This window comes from Geodermatophilus marinus, assembly GCF_003428645.1.
GTDB lineage: Bacteria > Actinomycetota > Actinomycetes > Mycobacteriales > Geodermatophilaceae > Geodermatophilus.
On sequence record NZ_QVQH01000011.1, the window covers coordinates 42,729 to 68,825 of the forward strand.

The following is a 26,097-nucleotide window of genomic DNA, read 5'->3' on the forward strand; positions in this document are numbered from 1 at the left end:
AGCACCGCCCACCGTCACGTCGGGAGCCGGCTGCGGCCGGGGCGACCGCTCGCCGCCGCGGCGCGGAGCCGTCGCGCCGCGGCGACGAGCGTGACGACCCCGGCCACGAGCAGCACCGCGGCGAGGACGCCCAGGACGAGCTCGATGCCGTCGGTCGTGGCCCGGCCGCCGCCGACCGCCTCCACGACCGCCGTGGCGGCCACCACGCCGACGCCGCCGACGCTGATCAGGACCGTGAGGAGCACGCTGGTGACCTCCGCGGAGCGCGCGGGCGGGAGGACGTTCTGCACGGCGACCTGGCCGAGGGAGTACCCCATGCCGGTCGTGAGGCCGCAGAGCGTGAGCGCGACGACGTAGACCGGCAGCGGGCCGGCCACGGCCAGCAGCGCCAGCGCCGGCGCGGCCAGCAGCACCGCCACCCCCATGACGATGCCGGCCGGGAAGTGCACGGACAGCGGCCCGGACAGCGGTCCGCACAGCGCCAGCCCGAGCGAGGAGGCGAAGAAGACCAGCCCCGCGGCGGCCGCGGAGTACCCCCGGACGTCCTGCAGCTCGAGGGTCGCGAGGACGATGTACACGCAGGTCCCGATGTTGGCGATGGTGCCCGCGACCGCGAGCACCAGGAACACCCGGTCGCGCACGAGCGACGGCCGGACCAGCGGTGCCGCGGTCCGCGTCTCCACCACCGCGAACGCCGCGAGCAGCGCGAGGCCGGCGACCAGCGGGACGACGGTGACCGGGCTCGTCCAGCCCTCGACGCCGACGTCGTCGATCGCGACGCTGACCAGCGCCAGCCCCGCGACCACCGAGACCACACCCCACCAGTCCAGCTGCCGGAGCGTGCGGGGCCCGGACTCGTCCCGGGACCCCGGCAGCCGCAGGACCCCCCAGAAGGCCAGCGCGGCGATGGGGACGTTGAGCAGGAACACCCACCGCCAGCTGACCTCCGAGGCCAGCACCCCGCCGACGACCGGGCCCAGCGCCGTCCCGACACCCGCCAGGCCGAGCAGGGCGCCGGTGATCCGCGGCCGCACGTCCTCGGTCGTCGCGTTCGTCACGAGCGCCAGCGCCGTCGGCATGATCATCGCGGCGCCCAGGCCCTGCACGACGCGGGCGCCGATCAGCACCGGGACCGCCGAGGCCAGCCCGCACACCAGCGACGTCGCCCCGAACACCGTGGTGCCGAGGAGCAGCACGCGGCGCCGGCCCAGCACGTCGCCGGAACGCGCGGCCGGGATCAGCAGCGACCCCAGCGCGATCATGTAGCCGCTCAGCAGCCACTGCAGGTCCGTCGTGGTCGACCCGAGGTCGGTCGCGATGGTCGGGAGCGCGAGCGCGAGGGAGAAGAAGTCGAGCTGGATGCAGAACAGCGCCCCGGCCACCGGCAGGAAGGGCAGCGTGAGGCGCAGGCTCCCGGGTGTCGTCATGACCGACCGCCCCCTCGCCGCGCCCGACCAGTGTGGCAGCGCCCGGGCCGGGGGAGAACGGGTCCGGGCACGCCCGCGGGTCAGGACGGCGTGCGCCAGCGCCGGCCGTCGCGGGCGATGAGGGCCGCGGCCTCCGGGGGGCCCCACGTGGCCGCCTGGTAGAGCGGGATCGACCCGGGGTCCTCGGACCAGTGCTCCAGCACCGGGTCGACGATGCGCCAGGAACGGCCCACCTCGTCGGCGCGGATGAACAGCGTCGGGTCCCCGATCAGGGCGTCGAGGATCACCCGCTCGTAGGCGTCGGGGGCCTGCTCCTCGAAGCTCTCGTAGGAGAAGTCCATGGAGGCCTTCTGCACCCGGAACGCGTGGCCGGGCACCTTCGCGCCGAACCGGAGGCTGAGCCCCTCGTCCGGCTGCACCCGGACGACCAGCGCGTCGGGCTCGAGGTCGCCCGCGGGGCCGGGGAAGAGCGGCAGCTGGGGCGGCCGGTGGAACTCCATCGCGACCTCGGTGACCCGGCAGGGGAGGCGCTTGCCCGTGCGCACGTACACGGGCACGCCGGTCCACCGCCAGTTGTCGATGTCGAGGCGCAGCGCCACGAAGGTCTCGGTGGAGCTCAGCGGGTCGACGCCCGGCTCGTCCCGGTAGCCGGTCATGAGGTCCTCGCGCGTGCCGCCGCGGGTGTACTGGCCGCGGACGGCGTTGGCGGTGACGTCCGCCGCCTCGTCCAGCGGCCGGATGGCGCGCAGCAGCTTCACCTTCTCGTCCCGGATCGCCTCCGGGTGGAAGGACGTCGGCGGCTCCATGAGGAACAGGGAGAGCACCTGCAGCACGTGGTTCTGCACGATGTCGCGCATCGCGCCGGTCGTCTCGTAGAAGCCGCCGCGGTCGCCGACCCCGAGCGTCTCGGCGACGGTGATCTGCACGTTGTCCACCCAGGTGCGGTTCCAGATCGGCTCGAAGATGGAGTTGGCGAAGCGCAGGGCCAGCAGGTTCTGCACCGTCTCCTTGGCCAGGTAGTGGTCGATCCGGAAGATCTGCTCCTCGGCGAACGCCGAGGACAGGTCGGCGTACAGGTCGCGCGCGCTGGCCTCGTCCCAGCCGAACGGTTTCTCGATCACCGCCCGGACGAACCCGCCGAGCGGGGACCGGCCGAGACCGGCCTCGGCCAGGTGGACCGCGATGGGGCCGAAGAGCCGGGGCGGGGTGGCGAAGTAGTACACCCGGTTCCCGGCGGTCCCGGCGTCGCGGTCGCACTCGTCGAGGACCTCGGCCAGGCGCCGGTGGGTGGCAGGGTCGTCGTACCCGCCGGCGACGTACCGGGCGGAGGCCGTGAGCGCGGTCCAGCCGGGGCCGGCCGTGCCGGGCACCCGCTCGCGGCAGTAGTCCCGGAACTCGCCGTCGGACATCGGGGTGCGGGCCACGCCGATCAGGGTCACCTGGGGCGGCAGCGCCCCGTAGGTGGCCAGGCGCTCCAGGGCCGGCAGCAGCTTGCGCGCGGTGAGGTCACCGGAGGCGCCGAAGATGACCAGCGCGCACGGCGGTGAACGGCGGTCCGGGTCGGTCATCGGCGTGCCCTGCCAGCTCTCCGCGTCCGTGCAGCCGCGGGTAGCCGGGCCTCCGGCGCCGGTCGGCCTGGGCCCCGCCGCAGCTGGGGACATCCTGGCGCAGAACCCGCCCCTCCGGCGGTGGTCGGCACCCGGCACGGCGCCGGACGGGGACCCGCCGTCCCCGCCGCCCTACTCCCACGGCCAGTCCTCCTGCGGCCGCAGCAGCGCCTGCACGAAGGCCCCGGCGACCGCCAGGTCCCGGACGAGCGGGCCGAGGCCGTCGTCCGTGCTCAGGTCCACGTGCTCGAAGGAGCCCAGCGTCGCCACCCGCGCCCCGGGGAAGGCCCGCTGCAGCCGCAGCAGCTCCGCGACCGGCACGGCGGGGTCGTCGAGGGCGTGCGCGGCCAGCACGTCGGCCTCGACCTCCCCCGCCACGTCGACGGGGGAGAAGGTCTCGACGAGGGCGTCCCCGGGCGGCGGCAGGCGCCCGGCCAGCTCGGCCACCAGCGCCGGGTCGTCGGTGGTCACCATGCGGTAGACCAGCCGCGCGGCAGCGGGCAGCCCGCCGGGGTCCTGCTGCTCGAGCGCGCGGCGCAGCGGTGCCCGCTCCTCCTCGGGGACCAGCCTCGCCGCGGCGTCCCGGACCACCCTGCGGACGACGGACCCGTCGGCGGCCTCCCACGGGTGGACCTCGCCGTCCACCACGGACACCCCGGTCACCGCCGCCTGGATCACGCCCACCAGGTCGCCGTACGCGCCGAAGGTGGCGACCAGGTCGATGCAGCCGGCCACGCGGTCGTCCGCGGCGGCGACCAGGGCGAGCGACCCGCCGTAGGAGAACCCGAGCAGCACCAGCCCGCCGCCACCGCGGCAGAGGTGCGCGGCCACCCGGACCACCCGGTCGACGTCGTCGACGTCCAGCTCCGCCGCGTAGAGGCGCAGCTCCGGGACCACCACCTCCCGTCCCGCGGCGGCCAGGGACGACGCCAGGGACACGACGCGCTCGTCGTCCCGGCCGGCGGGGGCCGCCCCGGGGACCAGGAGGACCGGCGGGGCGCCGCCGGGAGGGGCGTAGCGGTCGACGACGACGCCCGCCACGGCGCGCTCGCTGCGCTCGACCGCCGGCGCCCACGGCCGGGGCAGCGGACCGCCGAACGCGCCGTCGAGCACGAACGCGGACTTCGCGGTGGCGGTCACGGCCGGGTGCAGCGCGAACACCGCGACGGCGAGCACGGCGGTGACGACCGCCACCGCCACCGCGGCCCGGGGGGCCGGACGGCGTGGCATACCGCGATGATGCCCGCCTCCCGGTCGCCCGGCCCCGCACCCGGAGCGGCGCCGACCGCCGGACGCGCGCATGCTGCCTCCACGGCCCCGCGTCGGCGCGCAGGCGCGCGCGGCCGAGGCCCGGCAGTCCACCAGCGGGCTGCCGGGCCGCCTGCAGCCCGGCCGGACCGCCGGTGCCGCGCCGCCGGGGGCCCCTCGGTCGACCGGTCGGTGGTGGCCGAGCCGAGGACCGCCAGCCGCGGGGGCAGCTCACCGGCGTCGGCGAGCGCGGCGACCGCCGGCATGAGCAGCCGGCGGGTGAGGTCGCCGGAGGCGCCGAGGACCACCACCCGCTCGATCACGCCGCCACCTCCCCGCCGTCAGCCGCCCCAGATGTCCTCGACGAACCGGCCGGCCGTGCGCAGCCCGGCCAGCCAGGCCTCGGCGTCCGCGTCGGTCGTCGAGGTGCGCTCGCGGAAGATGTGCAGCAGAGACCTGCGCACCCCGGGGGCGATCGTGGCGGCGTTGCCGCACACGAGGACGACAGCGCCCTGCTGCAGCAGGCCCCACACCTCGTCGGCGCAGTCGAGCATGGCCTCCTGCACGTAGCGCCCGGGCCGGCCCGGCTCCTTCGAGTACGCGCGCTCCACCCGGACGACGTCCCGCTGCTCGTAGTCGCGCAGCTCGTCGGCGTAGAGCTCGTCGGTCAGCGAGGTGCGGCAGCCGAAGAACAGCAGCGACCTCGCTGTCGGCAGGCCCTGGTCCCGCTGGGCTGCGCGCTCCTGGAGGAAGCCGCGGAAGGGAGCCAGCCCGGTGCCGGCGCCGACCATGATCATCGGCACGGAGGTGTCCTGCGGCGGCCGGAACGGGATCGTGGGCTCGCGCACGAAGACGAACACGGTGCCGGCCTCCGGCAGCTGCGCGAGGTGTCCGGAGGTGACTCCGGTGAACGTCCCGGTGCCCGAGCGCGCCGGCCCGCGCACCACGCCGGCGGTGATGCTGCAGACCCCGCCGTCGGCCATGGGGGAGGAGGAGATCGAGTAGTAGCGCGGGCGCAGCGGCGGCAGCACGTCGAGGTACTCCTCGAACGGCAGCCGGCAGGCGGGGAACTGCTCGAGCAGATCGAGCACCGACCGGTTGGTCGCGAACACCTGTTCGCGGTAGCGGGCCTGGGACTCCTCATCGGCGCCGGCGAGGGAATCCAGCGCGGCCTTCTGCTCGGGGTCGTCGGTGTAGCGGGCGAGGACCTCGATGTCGTCGCGGCGGGCGACGTCCTGCAGTTCGACGCAGCTGGCCAGCACACCGAGCAGGGGCGTGGGCTCGTCGATCGGCAGGTGGGTGTGCGTGCCGCTGTTCGGGATGATGGTGAGGTACTGCCCCGCGTCGAGCCCGAACCGGGCGATCACCCGGCGGATGAGGTCGATGCTGTTGCGCGGGAGCACGCCGAGGTGGTCACCCGCCCGGTAGGGCATGTCCTCGGGCAGGGCGATCTCGATGTGCCGGGTGGACCGGTCGGGCATGCCCCCGGGCCCTGCGGCGAGCAGCTCGCGGTTGGTCCGGATCCGGGCGGGCCGGGCCCGGTAGGACGTGATCACCGGGTTGCTGGCCTGCCGGTTGGTCAGCGTGATCGACAGCCGCGGGCCGGCGGGCGCGGGGGCGGCCACGTCGGCCGGCAGACCCAGCGCAGCGGCCACCTGCGTCCACAGCTCGCCGTGCCAGGAGCGGTAGGCCGCGTCGAAGTCGCCGGCCACGTTGCCCTCGCCGCGCGGCTGCAGCCGCCGGCCGCCGTGCGCCGCCAGCTGCTCGTCGAGCATGGTCGGCACTGCCTGGTAGGTGCTCGTCCACTCGGTGTTGCCGCAGCCGAACACCGTGTAGGACACCCTGCGGGCGGCATCCGGGGGCGCGTCGGTGATCCACCGGCAGAAGTCCGTGGCATTGTCCGGCGGCGTCCCGTTGTAGGAGGAGCAGACGATCATCGTCGCGCCATCCCGGGGCAGGTCGTCGACGTGCTCGTCCAGCGCGCCGAGCGTGACGTCGAAGCCGCGTTCGGTGCCCTCCTGGGCGAGCCGGGCCGCGAGCGCCTCCGCGGTCCCCAGGTTCGACCCGAACAGCACGCTCAGCCGGCTCCCGTGCGGGACCACCGACGGCACCGGCTCGGTGCGGGGTGCGGGGACGGCCGCCTCGGCCTCCGGCGCGGCGACCGGGGGCTGGATGATCACGTCCGGCCGCGGCCGGACCTGGATGACGAAGTCGTCGGGTTTGATCGTGAGCGCGCTCCTGATGCGCAGCTGGTAGTCCAGGTGATCCACGAGTTCGAACCGCTGCACCAGCATGCCGAGGACGAGGGTGGCCTCCTGCAGCGCGAACTGGCGGCCGATGCAGGCCCGTTGCCCGCTGCCGAACGGCTTGTACGCGTTCGGCGGGATGGCGGCGAGCCGCTCCGCGGCCACGTGGTCGGGGTTGAACTCGTCGGCGTCGTCCCCCCAGATGGACTGCGTCCGGTGCAGGGCGGGGGTCAGGACGGTGATCACGGTGCCGGCCGGGATGCCGTAGCGGCCGCCGAGGACGGTGTCCTCGTAGGGGTAGCGGGTGAAGGCGGGCGCGGTCGGCCACAGCCGGAGGGTCTCGTCGAGGACCTGCCGCACGTACCGCAACCGGATGACCTGCTCGAACGTCGGCCATGCCGCGGTACCGAGCACCTGCCCCACCTCGGCCCGCGCCCGCGCGAGGACGTCGGGGTGCTTCACCAGGTAGTAGATCGCGAACGACAGGAGGCCCGACGTCGTCTCGTGACCGGCGATGAGGAAGGTGATGCACTGCGCCCGGATGTTCTCGTCCGGCAGACGCTCGCCGGTCTGCTTGTCGACGCCGGTGAGCATCCGGCCGAGCAGGTCGGTGGCGTCGCCGGCGTCCCCCTGGGCCCGCCGGTCGGCGATGAGCCCGTCGACCAGGTCGTTCATGAACGCCTGGTCCTCGTCCAGCTGCCGCTGTGCGCGGATCCGGAGCCGCGCCTGGACCTTGAGCTGGCGGCCCCGGGCCTGCCCCTCCGCGAGGGTCCGCATCATCGCCTCGACGAACGGGTGCGGCGTGTCGCGGTAGAAGGAGTTGAACCGGTAGCCGAACCCGCAGAGGGCGATCGTGTCGAGCGTGAGCCGGGTCATGTCGGCCGGCACGTCGACCTCGTCGCCGGGGTTGAGCCGGGCCCACTTCTCGATGAGCTGATCGGCGATGTCGAGCATCCTCGGCGTGTAGTCCCGCATCGCCTGCATGCTGAACGGCGCCATCAGGATGTTGTGCGCCCGGCGCCACATGGGGTCCTGGGTGTCGGAGGTGAAGAGGCCGGACGTCCCCATCTCACCGCGGAGGGCCGCCTGGCCGCCGCTGACCTTCTTGTCGAACCGCGCGTCGTCGCAGAGCTCGTCCACCAGCTCGGGACCGGAGACGATGAGCCGCGTCCCCCCGGGGATGACCAGCTTGTAGATGGGCCCGTACTCGTCGGCCAGCCGCATCAGGCTCTCGATGGGCGCGTCGGCGTCCACGTCACGGATGTTGCCGAGCAGCGGCAGGCCGTGCGGGCCGGGGATCTCGTCGACGGGGATGGTCGCGGTCATGGCGTCGCTCCAGTCGGCCGGCGCACCAGCTGCCGGGTGCTGACCACCAGCACCCAGACGGGGAACACCAGCAGGACGGCGGGGTGGAAGGTGGTGCTCACGAGCAGGAACCCGGCGGCCAGGAAGCTGAGGAGGGCCAGCCACCGGGGCACCGCGCCGGCGGCGCGGGCGAGGGCGGTCGTGGTGATCATGTACATCCCGGCGGCGCGCACCCCGTAGACGAACACCAGCGTGTAGCCGGCGGCCGCCATGCCGCGGGCCACCTCCGGGTCCAGCGCGGCCGCGTCGGAGAACTGGACCACCAGGGCGGGGGAGCCCGCGGCGGCGGCGCCGGCGAAGAGCATGGCGACGAAGAGCACGCACGCGGCCAGGTGCAGCCAGTGGGTGACGTCGGTCCACCAGTCCGGCCGCCGGGCCTGCAGGAGCATCCGCGTGGCGGTCATGTGCCACAGCGCCGCGATCCCCGCGAACGGGACGAGGTAGAGCCCGACCGCCACCATCTCGTCGCCGCCGCCGGCGTAGAAGTCCGCGTACTCCCGGTCGGAGGCGGTCAGCCCCGGGACCCGGCTCACCAGCACCACCGACGCCACGAGCAGCAGGGCGAACACGACGCCCGACCAGCCGGCCTTGGCGGCGTAGGAGCGCTGCGGCGCGCCGGTGCGCGCGCCGCCGTCGCCGTCCGCTGTCGGTGCTGCACCCCGTGGTCGGGCGTGGACCCGCATCGTCGCCTCCCGGCGGCCGCGGCTGCTGCCGGTCGACGGTGCGCCGCCGGCAGGGGAGGGCCGCGGACCGCCCGTGCCTACACCCGGCGGCGCGCCCCCGGGCGGGTCCTTGTGCCCTGTCCGGGGCATGCGGCCCGGGATCGTCCCGCCTGTCGTCACACGGGGGTGCGAGGGGTTTCGGCGCGGGGAGCCGGGGCAGGTCCGTCCCGTGACGGAGACGGAGACGGAGACGGAGCGGGCCCGGTGACCGTGCACGGCCTGCTGGAGCGGGCGCTGGGGGCGGTCGAGCGCTGGCAGGTGCTGGACGCGCCCGGCTACCAGGTCGAGCACGGCGTCTCCCTGACGTTCCTGCTGGCCGGCCGGTACGCCCGGCCGCTGCAGGACCTGCTGCACGGCGTCTGGCTGGGCCACCCGCTGCACCCGGCGCTGGTCACCGTGCCGGTCGGGGCGTGGGCCGCCGCGCTGGTGCTCGACGGGCTGGACGCCGCCGGCCGCGGCGGGCCCGGCACCGGGCAGGCCGCCCGCACCGTGGTCGGCATCGGCGTGGCCGGCGCGGTGGCCTCCGCGGCGACCGGGTTCACCGACTGGCAGCACGCCCACGACGGCGCCCGCCGCGTCGGCCTGGCGCACGCCGCGCTGAACAGCACCGCGCTGGCGCTGTACGCCTGGTCGCTGCGGGACAGGGGGCGCGGGCGGGCCCGCCGAGCCCGGCTCAGCGGGGCCGCCGGCTTCGCGGTCACGCTGGCCAGCAGCTGGTTGGGTGGCGCGCTGGCCTACCGGCACGGCCTCGGCACCGACCACGCCGACCGCAGCCCGGAGCCCCGCCGGTTCACCGCCGTGGCCGACGAGTCCGACCTGGTCGAGGGGGAGGCCGTCGGCGTCGAGGTGGACGGCCGCCCCCTCGTGCTCGTGGCGCAGGCGGGCACGGTGCGCGCCGTCGGCGGCCGCTGCCCGCACCTGGGTGCCCCGCTCGGCGAGGGCTGGCTGCACCGGGGCGAGCTGGTCTGCCCCTGGCACGGGTCGCGCTTCGACCTGGACAGCGGGGAACCCGCGCAGGGCCCGTCGACGGCACCCCTCCCGTGCTACGACACCCGGCTCCGGGACGGCCGGGTCGAGGTCCGCCGCCGGGCGCACTGGCGTACCCCGACGGCGGTCACGACCGTCGAGGAGGCGTCGCGGTGAGGGCCGACGAGGTGCTGGTGGCCCACCACGACGTGCTGCGCGGCCTCCTGCGCGAGCTCGCGGGGACCACCGACGCCCAGACCGGGCAGCGCCGGCGGCTGCGCGCGGAGTTCCTGCGGGAGCTCGAGGTGCACGCCCAGATCGAGGACGAGCTGTTCTACCCCGCCGTCGCCGACGTCTCCCCGCTGCTGTCGGTCGCGCACGCCGAGCACCGGCAGATCGACGACCAGCTGGCCACCGTCATGCGCACCGCCCCGGACGACCCGGAGTTCGCCACCGAGGTCCGCATGCTCGAGGCGACGCTGCACCACCACACCGTCGAGGAGGAGCAGCGGATGTTCCCGCAGTCGCACGCGCTGGGGGAGGAACGCCTCCAGGAGCTGGGCCGGCGGCTGCAGGAGCGGCAGCGCGAGCTGACCCGGTCCGGGGCCATGCGGCTCATCGTGCGGCTGAAGCGGACGGTGCTGCGCCTGGTGTGAGTCCTGGCCGGTGCCGGGGCTCCTCCGAGCGGTCCACCGGCGGGCAGTGGCCCGGTCCGGCGGGCGGCGCGGTCGCCTAGCGTCGGGCGGTCACCACCCTCCCGGACAGGAGCCCCGCATGCCCGCGCGCCCGTTCGCCCAGGTCGACGTCTTCGGCCGCACCGCCTACCGGGGCAACCCGGTGGCCGTCGTCCTCGACGGCGACGGGCTGCCCGACGAGGCGATGGCCCGCTTCGCGCACTGGACCAACCTGTCCGAGACGACCTTCGTGCTCCCGCCGACCGTGCCGGAGGCCGACTACCGGCTGCGCATCTTCACCCCCGGTGGCGAGCTGCCCTTCGCCGGCCACCCGACGCTCGGTTCGGCGCACGCCTGGCTCCAGGCCGGCGGGCGACCGCGGCGGGCGGACGCCGTCGTCCAGGAGTGCGGCGCGGACCTGGTGGAGATCGCCCGGGACGGCGGGGCGCTGGCCTTCCAGGCGCCGCCGCTGGTGCGCTCCGGCCCGGTCGACGAGGCGGACCTGCAGCGCATCGTCCGCGGGCTGGGCGTCGACCGGGCGGACGTCGTCGCCGCGCAGTGGGTGGACAACGGGCCCGGCTGGGTCGCCGTCCAGCTCGCCTCGGCGCAGGCCGTCCTCGACCTCGACCCGCGCGGCCCGGAGATGGACGAGTACGACGTCGGCGTGGTCGGCGCCTACCCCGGGGGCGCGCCGCTGCAGTTCGAGCTGCGCGCCTTCTGCCTGCCCGTCGGCATCCGCGAGGACCCGGTCACGGGCAGCCTGAACGCCGGCGTCGCCCAGTGGCTGATCGGCGCCGGCGCCGCGCCGCCGTCCTACCGGGCCGGGCAGGGCTCGCGGGTCGGCCGGGACGGCGTCGTGCAGATCGACTCGCGGGACGGCGCGGTGTGGGTCGGCGGCGCCACGGTCACCTGCATCCGGGGTTCGGTCGACCTGTGACGTCTGCCTCCCTGGTGTGACGTCCGCGTGTCCCCGCTGCAGCCGCGCGCCCCGGCTGCCGAGAGCAAGGGGCATGAGGACGATCGCATGCCGCGCCGTCGCCCAGGCCGGGCTCGTGGCGGCCACCGCGTCGCTGGACGACGAGCAGCCCTGGCCGCTGCTGCTGGTGGCCGGCTGGCTCACCACCGCGGCCGACCTGGTGCTCCAGGCCGACGCGGCCGCCGCGGTGGGGGTCTGAACCCTGGACCGCCCACCGCCGCGGCGGGACCATGGGCGCACCCGTGGGAGGTGGCGCCGTGGCCCGGGACGTCGACGTCGTGACCGAGACGGTCGTCGCCCGCCCGGTCGACGAGGTGGCCGCCTACGCCGGTGACCCGGCGCACGCCCCCGACTGGTACGCCAACATCTCCTCGGTCGAGGAGCGCTCCCCACGGCCGCTGGCCGTGGGGTCGCGCGTGGACTTCGTCGCCCGCTTCCTCGGCCGCCGGCTGGCCTACACCTACGAGGTGGTCGACCTCGAGCCCGGCCGGCGCCTGGTCATGCGGACGGCCGACGGCCCGTTCCCGATGGAGACCACCTACACCTGGGAGCCGGTGGACCCGGGGCGCACCCGCATGACCCTGCGCAACCGCGGCCGGCCCACCGGGTTCTCCCGGCTCGCGGCCCCGGTGGTGGCCGTGGCGGTCCGGCGGGCCAACCGCGCGGACCTGGCCCGCCTGCGCCAGGTGCTCGAGCGCACCTGAGCAGCCGGACCGGTCACCGGTCGCCCCGGGTCCCCGAGGTCCGGCCTGCGAGCTCTACGTCCCGAGGTCGACCTCCTCGTCCCCGGTTCCTCCCTGGTCCTCGGTGGGCGTCTCGTCCTGCGCGGCCGTGAACGCCGCGCAGGCCAGGCCGGAACCGGGGCCCCCGCCGTCCGACGGGCCGACCACGACCGAGAAGCCGTCGTCGTCCATCAGGTCGCCGATCTCCGCCGTGCCCACCGCCGAGCTGTACTCGCTGGTGCCCTTCTCGGTCACGACCAGGGCGGGCAGGTCGCGGTACTCCTCCCCGTCCAGCACCGGGCCGGTGGCGGCGAACACCTCCCCGGCCGTGGTGCCGTCCGAGGCCGTGCAGTCGCCCACCGCGTGCAGCGTGACCGGGTGGCTGCCCGCGGCCAGGCCGCTGGCGTCCACGACCAGCACGGCCCCCGTGCCGCCCTCGGTGAGCTGCGCACCGCCGGCGGTGCTGCCCTCGGGGTCGACCAGCGTGGCCTCCGGGCTGACCGGGACCTCCAACGGCTCGCCGGCCTCGTCGGTGCCGTTCTCGGGAGCCTCGGTGAAGCCCGTCCCGGCCTCCTGCCCGGCCGAGCCCTCGGTGACGTCCGCGTCGCTGCAGCCGGTCAGACCGAGCAGCACGGCAGCGCCGGTGCCGACGAGTAGCTGATGCCTCACGGGCCCTCCTGTCGTCCGCTGTCGTCGTCCCCGGGATTCCCCCCACCGGCTGCACGCGCACGCCACCCGGCGGGCCGACACGAAACCGTCACGGGCGGTCGCGCGCGCCGCGTCGGTGACCATGGGGGCGTGACGAGCGGAGCGCCGGGGCGGTTCGACGCCGCGCCGGCGTGGGCGCCGAGCGGCCGCCGTGCCGTCCCGGCGATCCTGCTGCTCGTCGTCGCGGCCAACCTCGTCGCGGCCGGCACCGTCGCGCTGCTGCTGGTCGGGCTGTCCGCCGGCGCGCAGGACCACGGCGGCGGGCGCGCGGTCATCGTGCTCACCGCCCTGACCTACGTCGTCCTCGCCCTCCCCGCCGGCGTCCTGGCGGGCCTGCGGCGGCAGCGGGCCACGGCGACCTGGCTGCTGGCCGGCCGCGACCCCACCCCGCAGGAGGCCGCGCAGGCGCTGCGGCTGCCGGTGGACGCCGCGCTCCTCACCGCGGTCGGGTGGCTCGCCGGCGCCCTCCTGGTGGGCGTGGTGGGAGCCGTCGTCTCGCCCTTCCCCCTCGTCGGCCTGCGGCTGGGCCTGGCCGCCCTGCTCGGCGGGGTGGTGAGCGCCGGTGTCACCTACCTGCTGGCGCTGCGCACCGCGCGCGGGGTGACCACCCGGGCCCTGGCGGCCCACCCACCCGACGGCGCGCCCGGCCTGGGGGTGCGCCCGCGGCTGCTGCTGACCTGGGCGGTGACCAGCGGCGTGCCGCTGCTCGGCCTGGTGCTGCTCTTCCTCGACCCGAGCAACCCCGGCGGCCCCCGCCGCGGGCCGGTGGTGCTGCTGCTCGTCGCCGCGCTCCTCCTCGGCCTGCTGGCCACCGCGACCACCGCCCGCTCGGTCGGTGAGCCGCTGCGCGGGCTGCGCCGGGCGGTGCAGCGGATCGGCCGCGGCGACCACGACGTGCGCGTGCGGCTGGACGACGCCGGCGAGATCGGCCTGCTGCAGGAGGGGGTCAACACCATGGCCGGCGGGCTGGCCGAGCGGGAGCGGCTGCGCGACCTCTTCGGCCGGCACGTCGGGACGCCGGTGGCCGCCCGGGCGCTGACCGCGGGCGCCGCCCTGCACGGCGAGGTCCGCCCGGTGGCCGCGCTGTTCGTCGACGTCGCCGGCTCCACGGCGCTGGTCCGGCGGACCGGGCCGGAGCGGATGGTGGGCCTGCTCAACCGGTTCTTCGCCGTCGTCGTCGACGCGGTGGAGGAGGAGGGCGGGCTGGTGAACAAGTTCCAGGGCGACGCCGCGCTGTGCGTCTTCGGCGCACCGGCCGAGCACCCCGCGGCGGCCGCGGCGGCGCTGCGCGCGGCCCGCCGGATCTGCGCGGCGGTCCGGGCCGCCGGCGAGCTGGACGTGGGCGTGGGGGTCGCCGCCGGGCCGGTCTGGGCCGGCCAGGTCGGCGCGGCGCGCCGGCTGGAGTACACGGTGATCGGCGACGCGGTCAACGAGGCCGCGCGGCTGGCCGAGCTGGCCAAGGCCGTACCCGGCCGCGCGGTGGCCAGCGACGCCGCGGCGGCGGCGGCCGGCGAGGAGCGGCGTGCCTGGCTGCCCGGCGCGGTGGTGGAGCTGCGCGGCCGCGGCGAGCCCACCCCCACCTGGGTGCGCCGCACCGACTGACGGTGCCCGGCCCCGTCCTCGTCAGACGGCGGCGGCGCGGCCCTCGGCGCCGCCGCTGGGCTGCCCGGTGTTCGGGTGCGACTTGACCACCACGAGGACGTCGTCGGCCTGCAGGGTGCCGATCAGCGGGTCGTCGAAGCGCAGCGTGCGCCCGCCCCGGGTCACGGACAGCACGATGTCGCGCAGCTGCCGGGGGCCGAGGCCGACCTCCCCGGCGGTGACCCGCCGCTGCTTGAGGTCCAGGCCCTGCCCGCCGGTCACGAGGTCCTCGACGACGGCGACCACCCGCGGGGCGTCGGTGGACAGCCCGAGCAGCCGCCCGGAGGTCGCCGAGGTGGTGATGACCGTGTCGGCGCCCGACTGGCGCAGCAGGTTGGCGTTCTCCTCCTCGCGCACGCTGGTGGTGATCGGCACGCTGGGGTTGAGCTGCCGGACGGTGAGGGTGATCAGCACCGAGGCGTCGTCCCGGTTGGCCGCCACGATGACCGCGCGGGCCCGCTCGATCGAGGCCCGCCGCAGCACCTCGGTGCGCCCGGCGTCGCCGACGATGCCGGTCAACCCGACCGAGTTCGCCTCGTCGATGGCGCGCGGTTCCGGGTCGACCACGACGATCTGGTCCAGGGGTGTGCCGTTGGCCTGCAGGGAACGGATGGCGCTGCGGCCCTTGGTGCCGTAGCCGCACACGATGACGTGCTGGCGCACGCGAGACCTCCAGCGGCGGATGCGGAACTCCTCCCGGGAGCGCGCGGTGAGCGCCTCGAGGGTGGTCCCGATGAGGACGATGAGGAACATCACGCGCAGCGGCGTGATGACGGCGAAGTTGAACAGGCGGGCGCCGTCGGTCACGGGCACGATGTCGCCGTAGCCGGTGGTCGAGAGCGACACCGTGGAGTAGTAGGCGGCGTCGAGCAGCGTGACGTCGTTGTCCGCGTTGTCCCGGTACCCGTCCCGGTCCAGCCACACCAGCAGGATGGTGAGCAGCAGGATGGCCGCCGCGATGACCAGGCGGCGCGTCACCTGCCGGATCGGCGAGTCCTCGACGTGCGCGATCTGCACGCCGGTGTGCTCGGTGCCTGTCTCGGTCTCGCTCGCCACCCGCCGGACGATAGTGAGCCCGAGCGCCTCGTGCCGCCCCGCCGCCCCGCCCGGGTGAGCCGGGCGGGGCGGCGGGGCCGGTCGGCCGCCGGTCAGCCCCCGGTCAGCCCCCGGTCAGCCGCCGGTGGCGGCCGCGCGCTCCCGCGCGGCGAGCTCCCGCTTGAGCACCTTGCCCGCGGCCGAGACCGGGATCGCGTCGATGAAGACCGCGTCCCGCAGCCGCTTGTAGGGGGTCACCCGGTCGTTGACGGCGGCCATGACCGACTCCGCGGTGAGCGCCGCGCCCGCAGCGTCGTCCTTGCGGACGACGTAGGCCACCGGCAGCTCGCCGGCCTCCTCGTCCGGCCGGCCGACCACCGCGGCGCCGGCCACGCCCGGGACGCCGAAGAGGACCTCCTCGAGCTCGCGCGGGAAGACGTTGTAGCCCTTGTAGAGCAGCATGTCCTTGGTGCGGTCGACGATCGCCAGGTAGCCGTCCTCGTCGAGCACCCCGACGTCCCCGGTGTGGAACCAGCCGTCGGCGTCGATGGCCTCGGCCGTGGCCCCCGGGCGGTGCGCGTAGCCGCGCATGACCTGCGGGCCCCGGATGCAGACCTCGCCGCGCTCCCCGGGGGGCAGCGGGGCGCCCCCGCCGAGCGGCTGGATGCTGATCTCGGTGTCGAACACCGGCACCCCGACCGTGCCGGCCTTGCGGGTGCCCGACCGGAACGACGGGTTGCCCGTGGCCTGCATGGTCACCTCGGTGAGGCCGTAGCCCTCGCCGATCACCGCCTCCGGCAGGAGGGCGGTCAGCCGCTCGATGAGCGGTACCGGCAGCGGGGCGGCGCCGCTGGAGACGCCCCGCACCCGCGAGAGGTCCGCGCTCCCGATGCCGGGCACCTGCAGGAGCGCCACGAACACCGGAGGGGCGCCGCCGATGCTGGTCACCCGGTACCGGACGGCGTCCTCCACGTAGCGCGCGGGGTCGAAGCGCATGTGGATGACCACGGTCGTCCCGCTCAGGACCATGCCGTTGAGGTAGCCGATCGCCCCCATGGCGTGGAACCAGGGGGTCAGGTTGACCAGCACCCCCTCGCCCAGCCGGGTCGGGATCTCCTCGGGCGCGAGCACCTGCCGCAGCGTGACGTCGCCGTGCTCGTCGAGCTCCGGCAGCGAGCCCGAGGTCCAGCAGGCCGACTGCAGCACGTTGGTGACGACGTTGCGGTGCGGCAGCTCGACGCCCTTGCTGACGCCGGTGGTGCCGCCGGTGTAGGCCAGGTGCGCCAGGTCGGCCACCGGGTCGACCGCGGCGTCGTGGCGCCGGTCGGTCGGGTCGCCGCCCAGCAGCTCGGCGAGGTCGGTCTCGCCCGCCTCGTGCGCCACGGTCGCCGCGAAGTCGGTGATGTGCGCCTCGCCGGTGACGACCACCGTGCGCACCGGGGTCTGCGCCAGTGCCGGGCGGGCGAAGGGCAGCACCTGGTCCCAGGTGACCAGCACGGTCGCGCCCGCGTCGGTCAGCTGGGCGGCGAGGTCGGCGGCCGGCAGCAGCGGGTTGGTGGGCGAGAACGTCGCACCGGCCAGCAGGACCCCGTAGTAGACCGGCGGGTACTGCCGGCAGTTGGGGATGTGCACCGCGACGACGTCGCCCCGGCCGACGCCGTGGTCGACCAGCCAGTTGGCCACCGCGTGCGCCCGCTCGGCGAGCTCGGTGAAGGTCAGCGGGACGTCGTGGTCGACGAACGCGGGCCGCTCACCCCACCGGCGGGCCGCCGCCCGCAGGATGGAGCCGACCGCGACCTCCGGGTAGTCGAGCGAGCGCGGCAGGCCGGGCGGCCAGCTGTTCGCGGTGGGGGTCGGCGCGTCCTGCGTGGCGGTCATGCGGATCCTCTCTCTGCGGGTGCCCCAGCGTGGCTCACGTCACAGCGGGTGTCGAGAGGTCACCGCAGGTCAGGATGGGGGCATGAGCGACCAGCGCACGGCCCTCGTCCTCGGGGGCGGCGGGATCACCGGCATCGCGTGGGAGATCGGCGTCCTCGCCGGCCTGGCCGGCGCGGGGGTGGACCTCACCGGTGCCGACCTCGTCGTCGGCACCTCGGCCGGCTCGGTGGTGGGGGCGCAGGTCACCTGCGGCGCCGACCTGGAGGCCGCCTACGCCCGCCAGCTCCAGCCCCCGGTGGGGGAGCGGGCGGCGCACCTGCGCCGCTCCTCGCTGGCCTGGTTCGCCTGGGCCGCGCTGCGCAGCCGGGGCCGGGACGCGGAGTTCCGCCGGCGCATCGGGCAGGTCGCGCTGGCCGCCGAGCGGGCCGGGCGGACGCCGTCCGAGCAGGAGCGGCTCGACGTCATCGGCTCCCGGCTGGTGAGCACCGAGTGGCCCGACCGGCCGCTGACGATCACCGCGGTCGACGCCGGCAGCGGCGAGTTCACCCCGTTCGACCGGGGCTCCGGGGTCCCCCTGGTGCAGGCGGTGGCCGCCAGCTGCGCGGTGCCCGGGGTCTACCCGCCGGTGACCATCGGCGGGCGGCGCTACGTCGACGGCGGGATGCGCTCGGCGGCCAACGCCGACCTGGCCGCGGGCTTCGAGCGGGTCGTCGTCCTCGCGCCCCTGCCGCGCGGGTTCGGGCCCATGGCGAGCGTGGACGCCCAGGTCGGCGCGATGGTCGCGCGGGTGGCCGTGGTCTCGCCCGACGCCGCAGCCCGGCGGGCCATCGGCCGCAACGTGCTCGACCCCGCCGCCCGGGCCGCCGCCGCCCGCGCGGGCCGGGCGCAGGCGGCCGCCGTGCTCGCCGAGGTCGCCGAGGTCTGGCAGGGCTGAGTACGGCCGCAAGGTGTGATCTGGGTGGGAAGTCGGCGCGCTCCGGTGCGGGTCGAGCCGCGCGGCCCAACGTGGAGCCGCCCTGTGACCCGGCCCCACGTCCGACGACGCGGGTCAACCCTGGTGAGCCGCATGGAATGGCCGCCGATGGGGCTGAGCCGGAGCAGGCCAGCGCGCCCCTGCGGGCGCAGGTCGGGTGTTCTGCCGCCACCCCGTCCGGTGAGCAGGACCAGGCGGGATGACGCACATCTGTCACACCCTGCTGCCGAACTCGGGCAGGACTGACCGCGGCCGCACCGGCCGGTTGGCGAGCCGTCGCCGGGCGTTCGCCGGGCGGCCGGGCCGCGGACACCGGGGGCCCCTGGGATCAGCGGGGGCCGGCGGCGAAGGGCGTCGCCGGAGCCCTTGGAGGCCTCGTGCGACGCACCCACCGCCGGACCGCCGTCCTGACCGCCTCGGCGCTCGCCGTCCCGCTGCTGGTGACTGCGCCGGCCGCGGCCGCCCCGCCGCACGAGGTGCCGCGCGGCGGCGAGACCGCCGGCGAGCTGCTGGTCATCGGTCACCGCGGCGCCTCGGGCTACCGGCCCGAGCACACCCTGGCTTCCTACGAGCTGGCCGCCCGGATGGGTGCCGACTACATCGAGCCAGACGTCGTGAGCACCAGCGACGGTGTGCTCGTGGCCCGGCACGAGAACGAGATCTCCGGGACGACGGACGTCGCGGAGCGCCCCGAGTTCGCCGACCGGCGCACCACCCGGACCATCGACGGCGTCGAGCTCACCGGCTGGTTCACGGAGGACTTCACCCTCGAGGAGCTGCGCAGCCTGCGGGCCGTCGAGCGGCTGCCCGAGATCCGGGAGGAGAACACCCTCTACGACGGCCTCTACCAGGTGCCCACCCTCGACGAGGTGCTGGAGCTGCGGGCCGAGCTGTCCCGCGAGCTGGGCCGGGAGATCGGCGTCTACGTCGAGACCAAGCACCCGACCTACTTCGACGGCATCGATCTCTCCCTCGAGGAGCTCCTGCTGGCCGACCTCCGGGAGGCGGGCCTGGACCACCACCGCTCCCCGGTGTTCATCCAGTCCTTCGAGACGGCGAACCTGCAGGAGCTCGACCAGGCCGGCGTCCGCGTGCCGCTGGTGCAGCTGCTGTCGGCGTCGGGGGCGCCCTACGACCTGGTCGCCACCGGTGACGACCGCACCTACGCCGACCTCTCCACCGCCGAGGGGCTGGCGGACGTCGCCGGGTACGCCGACGGCGTCGGCCCCGAGAAGGCCCAGGTGATCCCGCGGGAGGACGACGGCACGCTGGGCGAGCCGACCGGCTTCGTCGACGACGCGCACGCCGCCGGCCTGCTGGTGCACCCGTACACGTTCCGCAACGAGAACACCTTCCTGCCGGCCGACCTGCGCGATGGCGGGGCCGAGGACGACTACGGGCGGGCCATCGAGGAGCAGCTCGCCTTCTGGGAGGCCGGGGTGGACGGCCTGTTCACCGACAACCCGGACACCGGCGTGGTCTCGCGGGAGCTGTTCGAGGAGGGCGCCGAACGGCCGGCGGCCTGAGCCCCCGGTGGGGTGACACGGGCGCATTCCGCGCGCTGTGGCGCCCCACCGGGAAGTCCGGGCGGCGGGGGCGCGTTGCGCCGGTCGTGGAGGTCGAGATCTGGTCCGACGTCGTCTGCCCGTGGTGCGCGATCGGCAAGCGCCGGTTCGAGGAGGCGCTGTCCCGGTTCCCGCACCGGGAGGACGTCGAGGTCGTGTGGCGGGCCTTCGAGCTCGACCCCGCGGCGGGCTCCGAACCCGCCGGGCAGCCGGCCGGGGCGACCGGGTACGCCGAACGGCTGGCGGCCAAGTACGGCACCGACGTCGCCTCGGCTCAGCGGATGGTCGACTCGATGACCGAGGCCGCGGCCGCGGAGGGCCTGGAGTTCCGCTTCGACCGGGCGGTGCGGGCCAACACGTTCCAGGCCCACCAGGTGATCCACCTGGCGGGCGAGCGCGGGGTGCAGGACGCCGTGAAGGCGCGCCTGCTGCGGGCCTACTTCGCCGAGGGGGAGGCGGTCGGCGACCGGGAGACGCTGGTGCGGCTGGCCGGGGAGGCCGGGCTGGACGCCGAGGAGGTCCGGGCGGTGCTCGCCGACCAGCGGCACGCCGACGCCGTGCGGGCCGACGAGGCGGAGGCGCAGGCGCTGGGCATCCGGGGCGTGCCGTTCTTCGTGCTCGACCGCAGGTACGGGGTCTCCGGGGCCCAGCCGGCCGACGTCCTGCTGCAGGCGCTGGAGCGGGCCTGGGCCGAGCGCCCCCCCGCTGGTCCCGGCCGACTGATCGGCGCGGGCGGCCCTAGACCGCGGGCTCGGCCACCAGGGAGCCGGCCGAGTGCTCCTGGCGCAGCGTGGTCTTGAGCACCTTCCCGCTCGGGTTGCGCGGCAGCGCCTCGACGATCGAGTACTCCCGCGGGTTCTTGTACCGGGCCAGCCGCTCGCGGCACCAGGCGTCGAGCTCGGCCGGGGACGGCGGGTCGGCCGGGTCCCGCGGGGCGACCACGGCCAGCGGTGCCTCGCCGTACCGGGTGTCCGGGACGCCGATGAGCGCCACCTCGCCGACCTTCGGGTGCCCGGCCAGCACGTCCTCCACCTCGGCGCAGTACACGTTCTCGCCGCCGGTGATGATCATGTCCTTCTTGCGGTCGACGACGTAGTAGTAGCCGTCCTCGTCCTGGCGCACGAGGTCGCCGGAGTGGAACCAGCCGCCGGCGAAGGCCTCCGCGGTCGCCTCGGGCTTGCCCCAGTACTCCTTCATGACCATCGGGCTGCGGTAGACGATCTCGCCGACCTCGCCCTGCGGGACGTCCTGCATCGCCTCGTCGACCACCCGCACCTCGACGTTCAGCATCGGGGTGCCGACCGAGCCGATCTTGCGGATCGAGTCCTCGCCGCGCAGGAAGCAGGTGACCGGGCTGCACTCGGTCTGCCCGAAGGCGGTGACCACCTCGGCCTGGGGGAAGGTGTCGATCATCTTCCGCAGCAGCGTGGTGGACGCCGGCGCCGCGCCCCAGGAGATGCGCCGCAGCGAGGAGAGGTCCCGCGCGGCGATGTCGGGGACGGCCACCACGGCCGCCCACATCGCCGGCACGAGGAAGATGTTGGTGACCCGCTCGCGCTCGATGAGGTCCAGCGTGGCCACCGGGTCGAAGCCGCCCGAGCGCAGGATCACGTGGGTGCCGCCCAACAGGAGCGCGGGCAGCCCACCGGCCAGCCCGGCGATGTGGAACAGCGGCGCGCCGGGCACCCCCACCCGGTCGGAGGGGTCCACGCCGAGGTGGGTGACCTGGCTGAAGACGTGCATGACCAGGTTCCGGTGGGTGAGCACCGCGCCCTTGGGGCGGCCGGTGGTCCCGGAGGTGTACATGATGAACGCCGGGTCGGCCTCGTCGACGTCGACGTCGAGCGGCTCGGCCCCGGCCGCCGCCAGGGCGGACTCGAGCTCCTCGCCGATGGTCAGCACGGTGTGCACGCCGGGCACCTGGGCGCGGGCCTTGGCGGCCACCTCGGCCAGCGGCGGGTCGACGACGAGCGCGACGGCGCCGCTGTCGGCCAGCACGTAGGCGACCTCGTCGGCGACCAGCCGGAAGTTGACCGGGACGACGACCGCGCCGAGCCGCACGCCCGCGAGGTAGGACTCCCACACCTCGAGGGAGTTCAGCCCGAGGACGGCCACCCGGTCGCCGGGCCGCACGCCGCGGTCGGCCAGCGCCCGGGCCAGCCGGGTCACCCGCTCGTCGAACTCGGCGTAGCTGCGCCCGGTGCCCTCGAAGCGCAGCGCCGTCGCCGCGGGCGTCCGCCGCGCCCAGCGGGCGAGCTGGTCGCTGACCGTCATGCCGCGGCCCTGCAACCGGGGGATGGAGACGTCCACGGGCCCTCCTCGCACGGGGTGTGACGCGGGTCATGCTGTCGGGGCCGGGGCGGACGGTCAACCCTGACCGTCCGCCGACCCGGGCCACCGCCCCGACGAGGAGCGCCGTCACCCCTCCGGGCGCGGGAAGAGCATCCGGGCGGCCAGCCGCTTCCACAGCGCCAGGTGCGGGTCGGTGGCCGCCGGCCGGGCCTCGAAGGCGTACACGCAGGCCACCCCGCGCATGCTCGTGAACAGCAGCTCGCACAGCTCGGCGTAGAGCGGGGCGGCGGCGATCTCCGGGCCCCAGATGCCGTCGGCGACCAGCCGGATCGAGGTCCGCAGCCGGCGCTCCTCCGCCTGCAGCGCGCCTCGCAGCTCCGGGTCCGTGCGGGCCGCCGTCCACAGCTCCATCGCCGCCCAGAAGGGCGGCTCGTGGAACGTGGCCCACATCAGGTCGATGGCCCGGTCGACCCGCTCGGGCCCGGGCGGCTGGTCGGTCATCAGGGCCGCGGCCCGCGCCTGGACCTCGGCCAGCAGGGTGGTCGACAGGTGCCCCGCGGCGGCGACCAGCAGCTGGGCCCGCGACGGGAAGTGGTGCAGCAGCCGGCCGCGGGACACCCCGGCCCGCGCCTGCACGGCCAGCGTGGAGGCGCCCGCGTAGCCGGACTCGACCAGGCAGGCCACGGCGGCGTCCAGGATGAGCGCCCGGCTGTCGGCGGTCCGCGCGGACCGGCTCCGCGGTGGTGCTGGCTCGGCGGTCACCCGGGGCAGGGTAGGCGCGCGACGCCCGCACGGACAGTCACCGTTGACCGTTCCGGGTGACCGCTGCCACGCTGCGCACCCGAGCGCTCGACTCGAGGAGGAGGCAGGCGTGGACTTCGACGACACCCCCGACGAGGCGGCCTACCGGGCCGACGTCCGGGCCCGGCTGGAACGCGCCGCCGGGGACCTGCTGCACGTCGGCGCCGGCGACCGGGTGGACGCCGGCACCCACGAGGCCGAGCTGCGGCGCACCCAGCGGGTGCTGGCCGAGGCCGGCCTCGTCGGCGTCACCTGGCCGCGGGAGTACGGCGGCCAGGGCGGCACGCTGGTCCAGCAGGCGATCGTGCAGCAGGAGCTGGCCCGGGCCGGCGTCCCGACGCTGATCAACCACATCGGCATCGGCATGTGCGGCCCCACCGTCATCGCACACGGCAGCGACGAGCAGCGCGCCCGTTACCTCGTCCGGCTGCTGCGGGCCGACGACGTGTGGTGCCAGCTGTTCAGCGAGCCGGCGTCCGGCTCGGACCTCGCCGCGCTGCGCACCACCGCCGTCCGGGACGGCGGCGACTGGGTGGTCAACGGCCAGAAGGTGTGGACGACGCTGGCCCACGTCGCCGACTTCGGCATCCTGCTCACCCGCACCGACCCGGACACACCGAAGCACGCCGGCCTGACGATGTTCGTCGTCGACATGCACGCCCCCGGGGTGACCGTGCGCCCGCTGCGGCAGATGGTCGGCTCGGCGGGCTTCAACGAGGTCTTCTTCGACGACGTCCGCATCCCGGACGCCGAGCGGCTCGGCGAGCCCGGCGAGGGCTGGCGGGTCGCCCTCACCACGCTGATGAACGAGCGGGTGGCGATCGGCGGCGCGGGCGGCGACCTGGGCCTGCCGGTGGAGACCCTGGTCCGGCACGCCCGCGAGCGGCTGCCCCGGCTCGACCCCGACCGGCAGGTGCTGGCCCGCCAGGCGGTGGGCCGGGCCGTGGTGGCCTCGCTGGCCACCCGCTACACCGGCTACCGGAGGTTCACCGTGCTCAGCCAGGGCGGCGTGCCCGGCCCGGAGGCCAGCGCCGGCAAGCTCGCCGGCACCGCGGCGGCGAAGCTGGTGGCCGACGCCGGCGTGCGGCTGCTCGGCGACGACGCGGTCTACGCGGCGGCCGCCGACGGCGACGACTCCTGGCAGCGCACCAACGGCTACCTGCCGGGCCTGGCCATCGCCGGCGGCACCGACCAGGTGCTGCGCAACATCCTCGGCGAGCGGGTGCTGGGCCTGCCGCCGGAACCGCGCTCGGACAAGGCGGCGCCCTTCTCGGGCCGGCCCGCAGGGGGTGCCCGGTGAACTTCGACCTCGGACCGGACCAGCGCGACGCGGCGGCCGGCGCCCGCGAGTTCTACCGCGGGCAGGCCTCGGCCGCCGCCGCCCGCGCCGCGCTGGAGGGCGGTGCGGTCGCCCCCGGGCACAAGGCGCTGGCCGACATCGGCTTCCTGGGCATCACCGTCCCGGAGGCGGCCGGTGGCGCGGGCGGCTCGGTGCTCGACCTGGCCGTCGTCGCCGAGCAGGGCGGCGCCGTGCTGGCCGGCCCCTCGCTGGTCACCGCGGCCCGGGCGGCGGTGCTGCTCGCCGACCACCCCGACCTCGCCGGGCAGCTGGCCGACGGCTCGGCGGCGCTCGCCGTGCTCGACGGGTCGGTCGACGGCTCCGCGCCGTCGCTGGACGCCGCCGGGGCGACGCTGTTCCTCGCCCTGGACGACTCCGGCGCGCTCGTCGCCGGCGAGGGCGAGGCCACCTCCGGCGCGCCCCTGGACGCCACCCGTGGGCTGGCCTCGGTGCGGATGACCACGCGGCGGGTGCTGACCGAGGACGCGACGGCGCTGTGGGAGCGGGCACGGCAGGTCGCTGCCACCGTCCTGGCCGCGGAGGGGCTCGGCGCGGCCGACCGCTGCGTGCAGATGGCGGTGGGCTACGCGCAGGAGCGGGAGGCCTTCGGCCGGCGGATCGGCTCCTACCAGTCGGTCAAGCACATGCTGGTCGACGCCTGGGTCGGGGTGGACCAGCTGCGCTCGCTGGTGTGGTGGGCGGCGTGGGCGGCCGACGCCGCGCCGGACGAGCTGCCGCTGGCGGCCTCGGCGGCGAAGGCGTGGGCGGCCGAGGTCGTCGAGCGCGCCGCCGAGACCTGCATCCAGGTGCACGGCGGGATCGGGTTCACCTGGGAGCACGACGCGCACCTGTACTGGCGCCGCGCGAAGGTCGACCGGCTGCTGCTCGGGGACGCCGCCGAGCACCTCGACGCGGTGGCCCGGCTCGCGGTGGCCGGCTCGCTCGCGTGACCCCCACCCAGCTGCGCTACGAGGTCGCCGACGGGATCGCCACGATCACCCTGTCCCGCCCGGAGTCGCTCAACGCCTTCACCCCGGTCATGGCCGCCGAGTTCGCGGCCGCGGCCCGGCAGGCCGACGCCGACGACGACGTCCGGGTGGTCGTGGTGACCGGTGCCGGCCGGGCGTTCTGCGCCGGCGCCGACCTCGGCGGCGGGGGCGGCACCTTCCGGGACCGCGGCGCCCGGCCCGACCCCGTGCCGCGCGGCACGATCGACGGCGTGCCGCGGGACTGGGGCGGCATCGCGTCCCTGCCGTTCGCGGCGCTGCGCAAGCCGGTCATCGCCGCGGTCAACGGTCCGGCGGTGGGCATCGGGGCGACGATCACGCTGCCGATGGACGTGCGGATCGCCGCCGAGTCGGCCCGGTTCGGCTTCGTCTTCGCCCGCCGCGGCATCGTGCCGGAGGCCGCCTCGACGTGGTTCCTGCCCCGGGTGGTCGGCATCAGCCAGGCGGTCGAGTGGGTGGCCACCGGCCGGGTGTTCGACGCCGCCGAGGCCCTCCGCGGCCGGCTGGTCTCCCGGGTGGTGCCCGACGACGAGCTGCTGCCGACGGCGCTGGGCCTGGCCCGGGAGATCGCCGAGAACACCTCCGGCATCGCCGTCGGTGCGGCCCGGCAGCTGCTGTGGTCGATGCTCGGGGCGCCGTCCCCGTGGGACGCACACCGGGCCGAGTCGCGGGCGCTGGCCGAGCTGGGCGCCGGCCCGGACGCCGTCGAGGGCGTGACCTCCTTCCTCGAGAAGCGCCCGCCCCGGTTCGCCGCCCGGCTGGGGGAGGGCTCGGTCGCCGGCGTCCCGCGCTGGCCGGCCGCGCCGGAGGACGCCGGGCCGTGAGCGGAGTGGATCCGTCGGCGTCACACTGACGGATCCACCCCGCTCACCTCGGGCGAGGGCGGCGACCGGCGGGTGCGGGAC

At 75.9% G+C, this 26,097-nt stretch carries 23 protein-coding genes; 12 read left to right on the forward strand and 11 right to left on the reverse strand.

What is annotated here, in order from left to right; genetic code table 11:
- Positions 1-14: 14 nt before the first annotated feature.
- The 6 genes from D0Z06_RS13660 to D0Z06_RS25365 form a co-directional block, all read right to left on the reverse strand.
- Complete coding sequence (locus tag D0Z06_RS13660; protein WP_117377995.1) at positions 15-1,427, reverse strand: MFS transporter; 1,413 nt, start codon at positions 1,425-1,427, stop codon at positions 15-17.
- Between the two features lie 80 nt (positions 1,428-1,507).
- Entirely contained in the window at positions 1,508-2,995 is a 1,488-nt protein-coding gene (zwf, locus tag D0Z06_RS13665) for a glucose-6-phosphate dehydrogenase (RefSeq protein WP_117377996.1), read from the reverse strand.
- 171 nt (positions 2,996-3,166) lie between these two features.
- Positions 3,167-4,264, reverse strand: a complete 1,098-nt coding sequence (locus tag D0Z06_RS13670) for a hypothetical protein (protein WP_158579981.1) — start codon at positions 4,262-4,264, stop codon at positions 3,167-3,169.
- Positions 4,171-4,605, reverse strand: a complete 435-nt coding sequence (locus D0Z06_RS27145; RefSeq protein ID WP_117377998.1) for a hypothetical protein — start codon at positions 4,603-4,605, stop codon at positions 4,171-4,173. Before D0Z06_RS27145 ends, D0Z06_RS13670 begins: the two co-directional genes overlap by 94 nt.
- Before the next feature lie 18 nt (positions 4,606-4,623).
- Complete coding sequence (locus D0Z06_RS13680; RefSeq protein WP_117377999.1) at positions 4,624-7,854, reverse strand: bifunctional cytochrome P450/NADPH--P450 reductase; 3,231 nt, start codon at positions 7,852-7,854, stop codon at positions 4,624-4,626.
- Positions 7,851-8,576, reverse strand: coding sequence for a hypothetical protein (locus tag D0Z06_RS25365; RefSeq protein WP_158579982.1), 726 nt, complete (start codon positions 8,574-8,576; stop codon positions 7,851-7,853). Before D0Z06_RS25365 ends, D0Z06_RS13680 begins: the two co-directional genes overlap by 4 nt.
- A 243-nt stretch (positions 8,577-8,819) precedes the next feature.
- Here D0Z06_RS25365 and D0Z06_RS25370 point away from each other — a divergent pair, with 243 nt between their 5' ends.
- The 5 genes from D0Z06_RS25370 (at position 8,820) to D0Z06_RS13700 (ending at position 11,935) form a co-directional block, all read left to right on the forward strand.
- The gene (locus D0Z06_RS25370) at positions 8,820-9,758 is read left to right on the forward strand and encodes a Rieske (2Fe-2S) protein (RefSeq protein ID WP_158579983.1); all 939 of its coding nucleotides are present in this window, start codon (positions 8,820-8,822) and stop codon (positions 9,756-9,758) included.
- Positions 9,755-10,237 (forward strand): hemerythrin domain-containing protein, encoded by a 483-nt coding sequence (locus tag D0Z06_RS25375; RefSeq protein WP_158579984.1) that lies wholly within the window; start codon positions 9,755-9,757, stop codon positions 10,235-10,237. The genes D0Z06_RS25370 and D0Z06_RS25375 overlap by 4 nt, the downstream gene beginning before the upstream one ends.
- Before the next feature lie 118 nt (positions 10,238-10,355).
- On the forward strand, positions 10,356-11,192 hold the full coding sequence (locus D0Z06_RS13695; RefSeq protein ID WP_117378001.1) for a PhzF family phenazine biosynthesis protein: 837 nt from the start codon (positions 10,356-10,358) through the stop codon (positions 11,190-11,192).
- Positions 11,193-11,265: 73 nt separating this feature from the next.
- Positions 11,266-11,430: a hypothetical protein gene (locus D0Z06_RS25845; RefSeq protein WP_199522309.1), complete on the forward strand. Its 165-nt coding sequence runs from the start codon at positions 11,266-11,268 to the stop codon at positions 11,428-11,430.
- Positions 11,431-11,488: 58 nt separating this feature from the next.
- On the forward strand, positions 11,489-11,935 hold the full coding sequence (locus D0Z06_RS13700; protein WP_199522310.1) for an SRPBCC family protein: 447 nt from the start codon (positions 11,489-11,491) through the stop codon (positions 11,933-11,935).
- A gap of 54 nt (positions 11,936-11,989) precedes the next feature.
- Here the strand turns inward: D0Z06_RS13700 and D0Z06_RS13705 are convergent, their stop codons facing one another.
- Entirely contained in the window at positions 11,990-12,622 is a 633-nt protein-coding gene (locus D0Z06_RS13705) for a superoxide dismutase family protein (protein ID WP_117378003.1), read from the reverse strand.
- A gap of 129 nt (positions 12,623-12,751) precedes the next feature.
- On the opposite strand from D0Z06_RS13705, the gene D0Z06_RS13710 reads away from it, so the two are divergent.
- Positions 12,752-14,263, forward strand: a complete 1,512-nt coding sequence (locus D0Z06_RS13710; protein WP_199522311.1) for an adenylate/guanylate cyclase domain-containing protein — start codon at positions 12,752-12,754, stop codon at positions 14,261-14,263.
- A gap of 21 nt (positions 14,264-14,284) precedes the next feature.
- Here the strand turns inward: D0Z06_RS13710 and D0Z06_RS13715 are convergent, their stop codons facing one another.
- Both D0Z06_RS13715 and D0Z06_RS13720 read right to left on the reverse strand, forming a co-directional pair.
- The gene (locus D0Z06_RS13715) at positions 14,285-15,358 is read right to left on the reverse strand and encodes a potassium channel family protein (RefSeq protein ID WP_117378005.1); all 1,074 of its coding nucleotides are present in this window, start codon (positions 15,356-15,358) and stop codon (positions 14,285-14,287) included.
- A gap of 114 nt (positions 15,359-15,472) precedes the next feature.
- Entirely contained in the window at positions 15,473-17,215 is a 1,743-nt protein-coding gene (locus tag D0Z06_RS13720; protein WP_117378006.1) for a class I adenylate-forming enzyme family protein, read from the reverse strand.
- Between the two features lie 82 nt (positions 17,216-17,297).
- On the opposite strand from D0Z06_RS13720, the gene D0Z06_RS13725 reads away from it, so the two are divergent.
- From D0Z06_RS13725 to D0Z06_RS13735, 3 genes are all read left to right on the forward strand, one after another.
- The gene (locus D0Z06_RS13725; RefSeq protein WP_117378007.1) at positions 17,298-18,149 is read left to right on the forward strand and encodes a patatin-like phospholipase family protein; all 852 of its coding nucleotides are present in this window, start codon (positions 17,298-17,300) and stop codon (positions 18,147-18,149) included.
- Between the two features lie 416 nt (positions 18,150-18,565).
- Positions 18,566-19,714, forward strand: a complete 1,149-nt coding sequence (locus D0Z06_RS13730; RefSeq protein ID WP_117378008.1) for a glycerophosphodiester phosphodiesterase — start codon at positions 18,566-18,568, stop codon at positions 19,712-19,714.
- Between the two features lie 86 nt (positions 19,715-19,800).
- Positions 19,801-20,553, forward strand: coding sequence for a DsbA family oxidoreductase (locus tag D0Z06_RS13735; protein ID WP_117378009.1), 753 nt, complete (start codon positions 19,801-19,803; stop codon positions 20,551-20,553).
- Here the strand turns inward: D0Z06_RS13735 and D0Z06_RS13740 are convergent.
- Both D0Z06_RS13740 and D0Z06_RS13745 read right to left on the reverse strand, forming a co-directional pair.
- Positions 20,492-22,063, reverse strand: a complete 1,572-nt coding sequence (locus D0Z06_RS13740; protein WP_199522312.1) for a long-chain-fatty-acid--CoA ligase — start codon at positions 22,061-22,063, stop codon at positions 20,492-20,494. The genes D0Z06_RS13735 and D0Z06_RS13740 overlap by 62 nt on opposite strands.
- Positions 22,064-22,171: 108 nt before the next feature.
- Entirely contained in the window at positions 22,172-22,807 is a 636-nt protein-coding gene (locus D0Z06_RS13745) for a TetR/AcrR family transcriptional regulator (protein WP_117378010.1), read from the reverse strand.
- A 109-nt stretch (positions 22,808-22,916) separates the two neighbouring features.
- Between D0Z06_RS13745 and D0Z06_RS13750 the strand changes: the two genes are divergently transcribed.
- Genes D0Z06_RS13750 through D0Z06_RS13760 form a run of 3 tightly spaced genes read left to right on the forward strand, consistent with a single transcriptional unit; the run spans position 22,917 to position 26,016 of the window.
- The gene (locus D0Z06_RS13750) at positions 22,917-24,146 is read left to right on the forward strand and encodes an acyl-CoA dehydrogenase family protein (RefSeq protein WP_117378011.1); all 1,230 of its coding nucleotides are present in this window, start codon (positions 22,917-22,919) and stop codon (positions 24,144-24,146) included.
- Entirely contained in the window at positions 24,143-25,135 is a 993-nt protein-coding gene (locus tag D0Z06_RS13755; RefSeq protein WP_117378012.1) for an acyl-CoA dehydrogenase, read from the forward strand. The genes D0Z06_RS13750 and D0Z06_RS13755 overlap by 4 nt, the downstream gene beginning before the upstream one ends.
- Positions 25,132-26,016, forward strand: coding sequence for an enoyl-CoA hydratase-related protein (locus tag D0Z06_RS13760; protein WP_117378013.1), 885 nt, complete (start codon positions 25,132-25,134; stop codon positions 26,014-26,016). The genes D0Z06_RS13755 and D0Z06_RS13760 overlap by 4 nt, the downstream gene beginning before the upstream one ends.
- Positions 26,017-26,097: the final 81 nt, after the last annotated feature.

What these genes read in the sequence shown, in the direction of transcription:
- D0Z06_RS13660 (WP_117377995.1), bottom strand. Translation starts at nt 1,427, where the DNA reads ATGACGACACCCGGGAGCCTGCGCCTCACGCTGCCCTTCCTGCCGGTG.
- zwf (WP_117377996.1), bottom strand. Translation starts at nt 2,995, where the DNA reads ATGACCGACCCGGACCGCCGTTCACCGCCGTGCGCGCTGGTCATCTTC.
- D0Z06_RS13670 (WP_158579981.1), bottom strand. Translation starts at nt 4,264, where the DNA reads ATGCCACGCCGTCCGGCCCCCCGGGCCGCGGTGGCGGTGGCGGTCGTC.
- D0Z06_RS13680 (WP_117377999.1), bottom strand. Translation starts at nt 7,854, where the DNA reads ATGACCGCGACCATCCCCGTCGACGAGATCCCCGGCCCGCACGGCCTG.
- D0Z06_RS25365 (WP_158579982.1), bottom strand. Translation starts at nt 8,576, where the DNA reads ATGCGGGTCCACGCCCGACCACGGGGTGCAGCACCGACAGCGGACGGC.
- D0Z06_RS13695 (WP_117378001.1), top strand. Translation starts at nt 10,356, where the DNA reads ATGCCCGCGCGCCCGTTCGCCCAGGTCGACGTCTTCGGCCGCACCGCC.
- D0Z06_RS25845 (WP_199522309.1), top strand. Translation starts at nt 11,266, where the DNA reads ATGAGGACGATCGCATGCCGCGCCGTCGCCCAGGCCGGGCTCGTGGCG.
- D0Z06_RS13720 (WP_117378006.1), bottom strand. Translation starts at nt 17,215, where the DNA reads ATGACCGCCACGCAGGACGCGCCGACCCCCACCGCGAACAGCTGGCCG.
- D0Z06_RS13725 (WP_117378007.1), top strand. Translation starts at nt 17,298, where the DNA reads ATGAGCGACCAGCGCACGGCCCTCGTCCTCGGGGGCGGCGGGATCACC.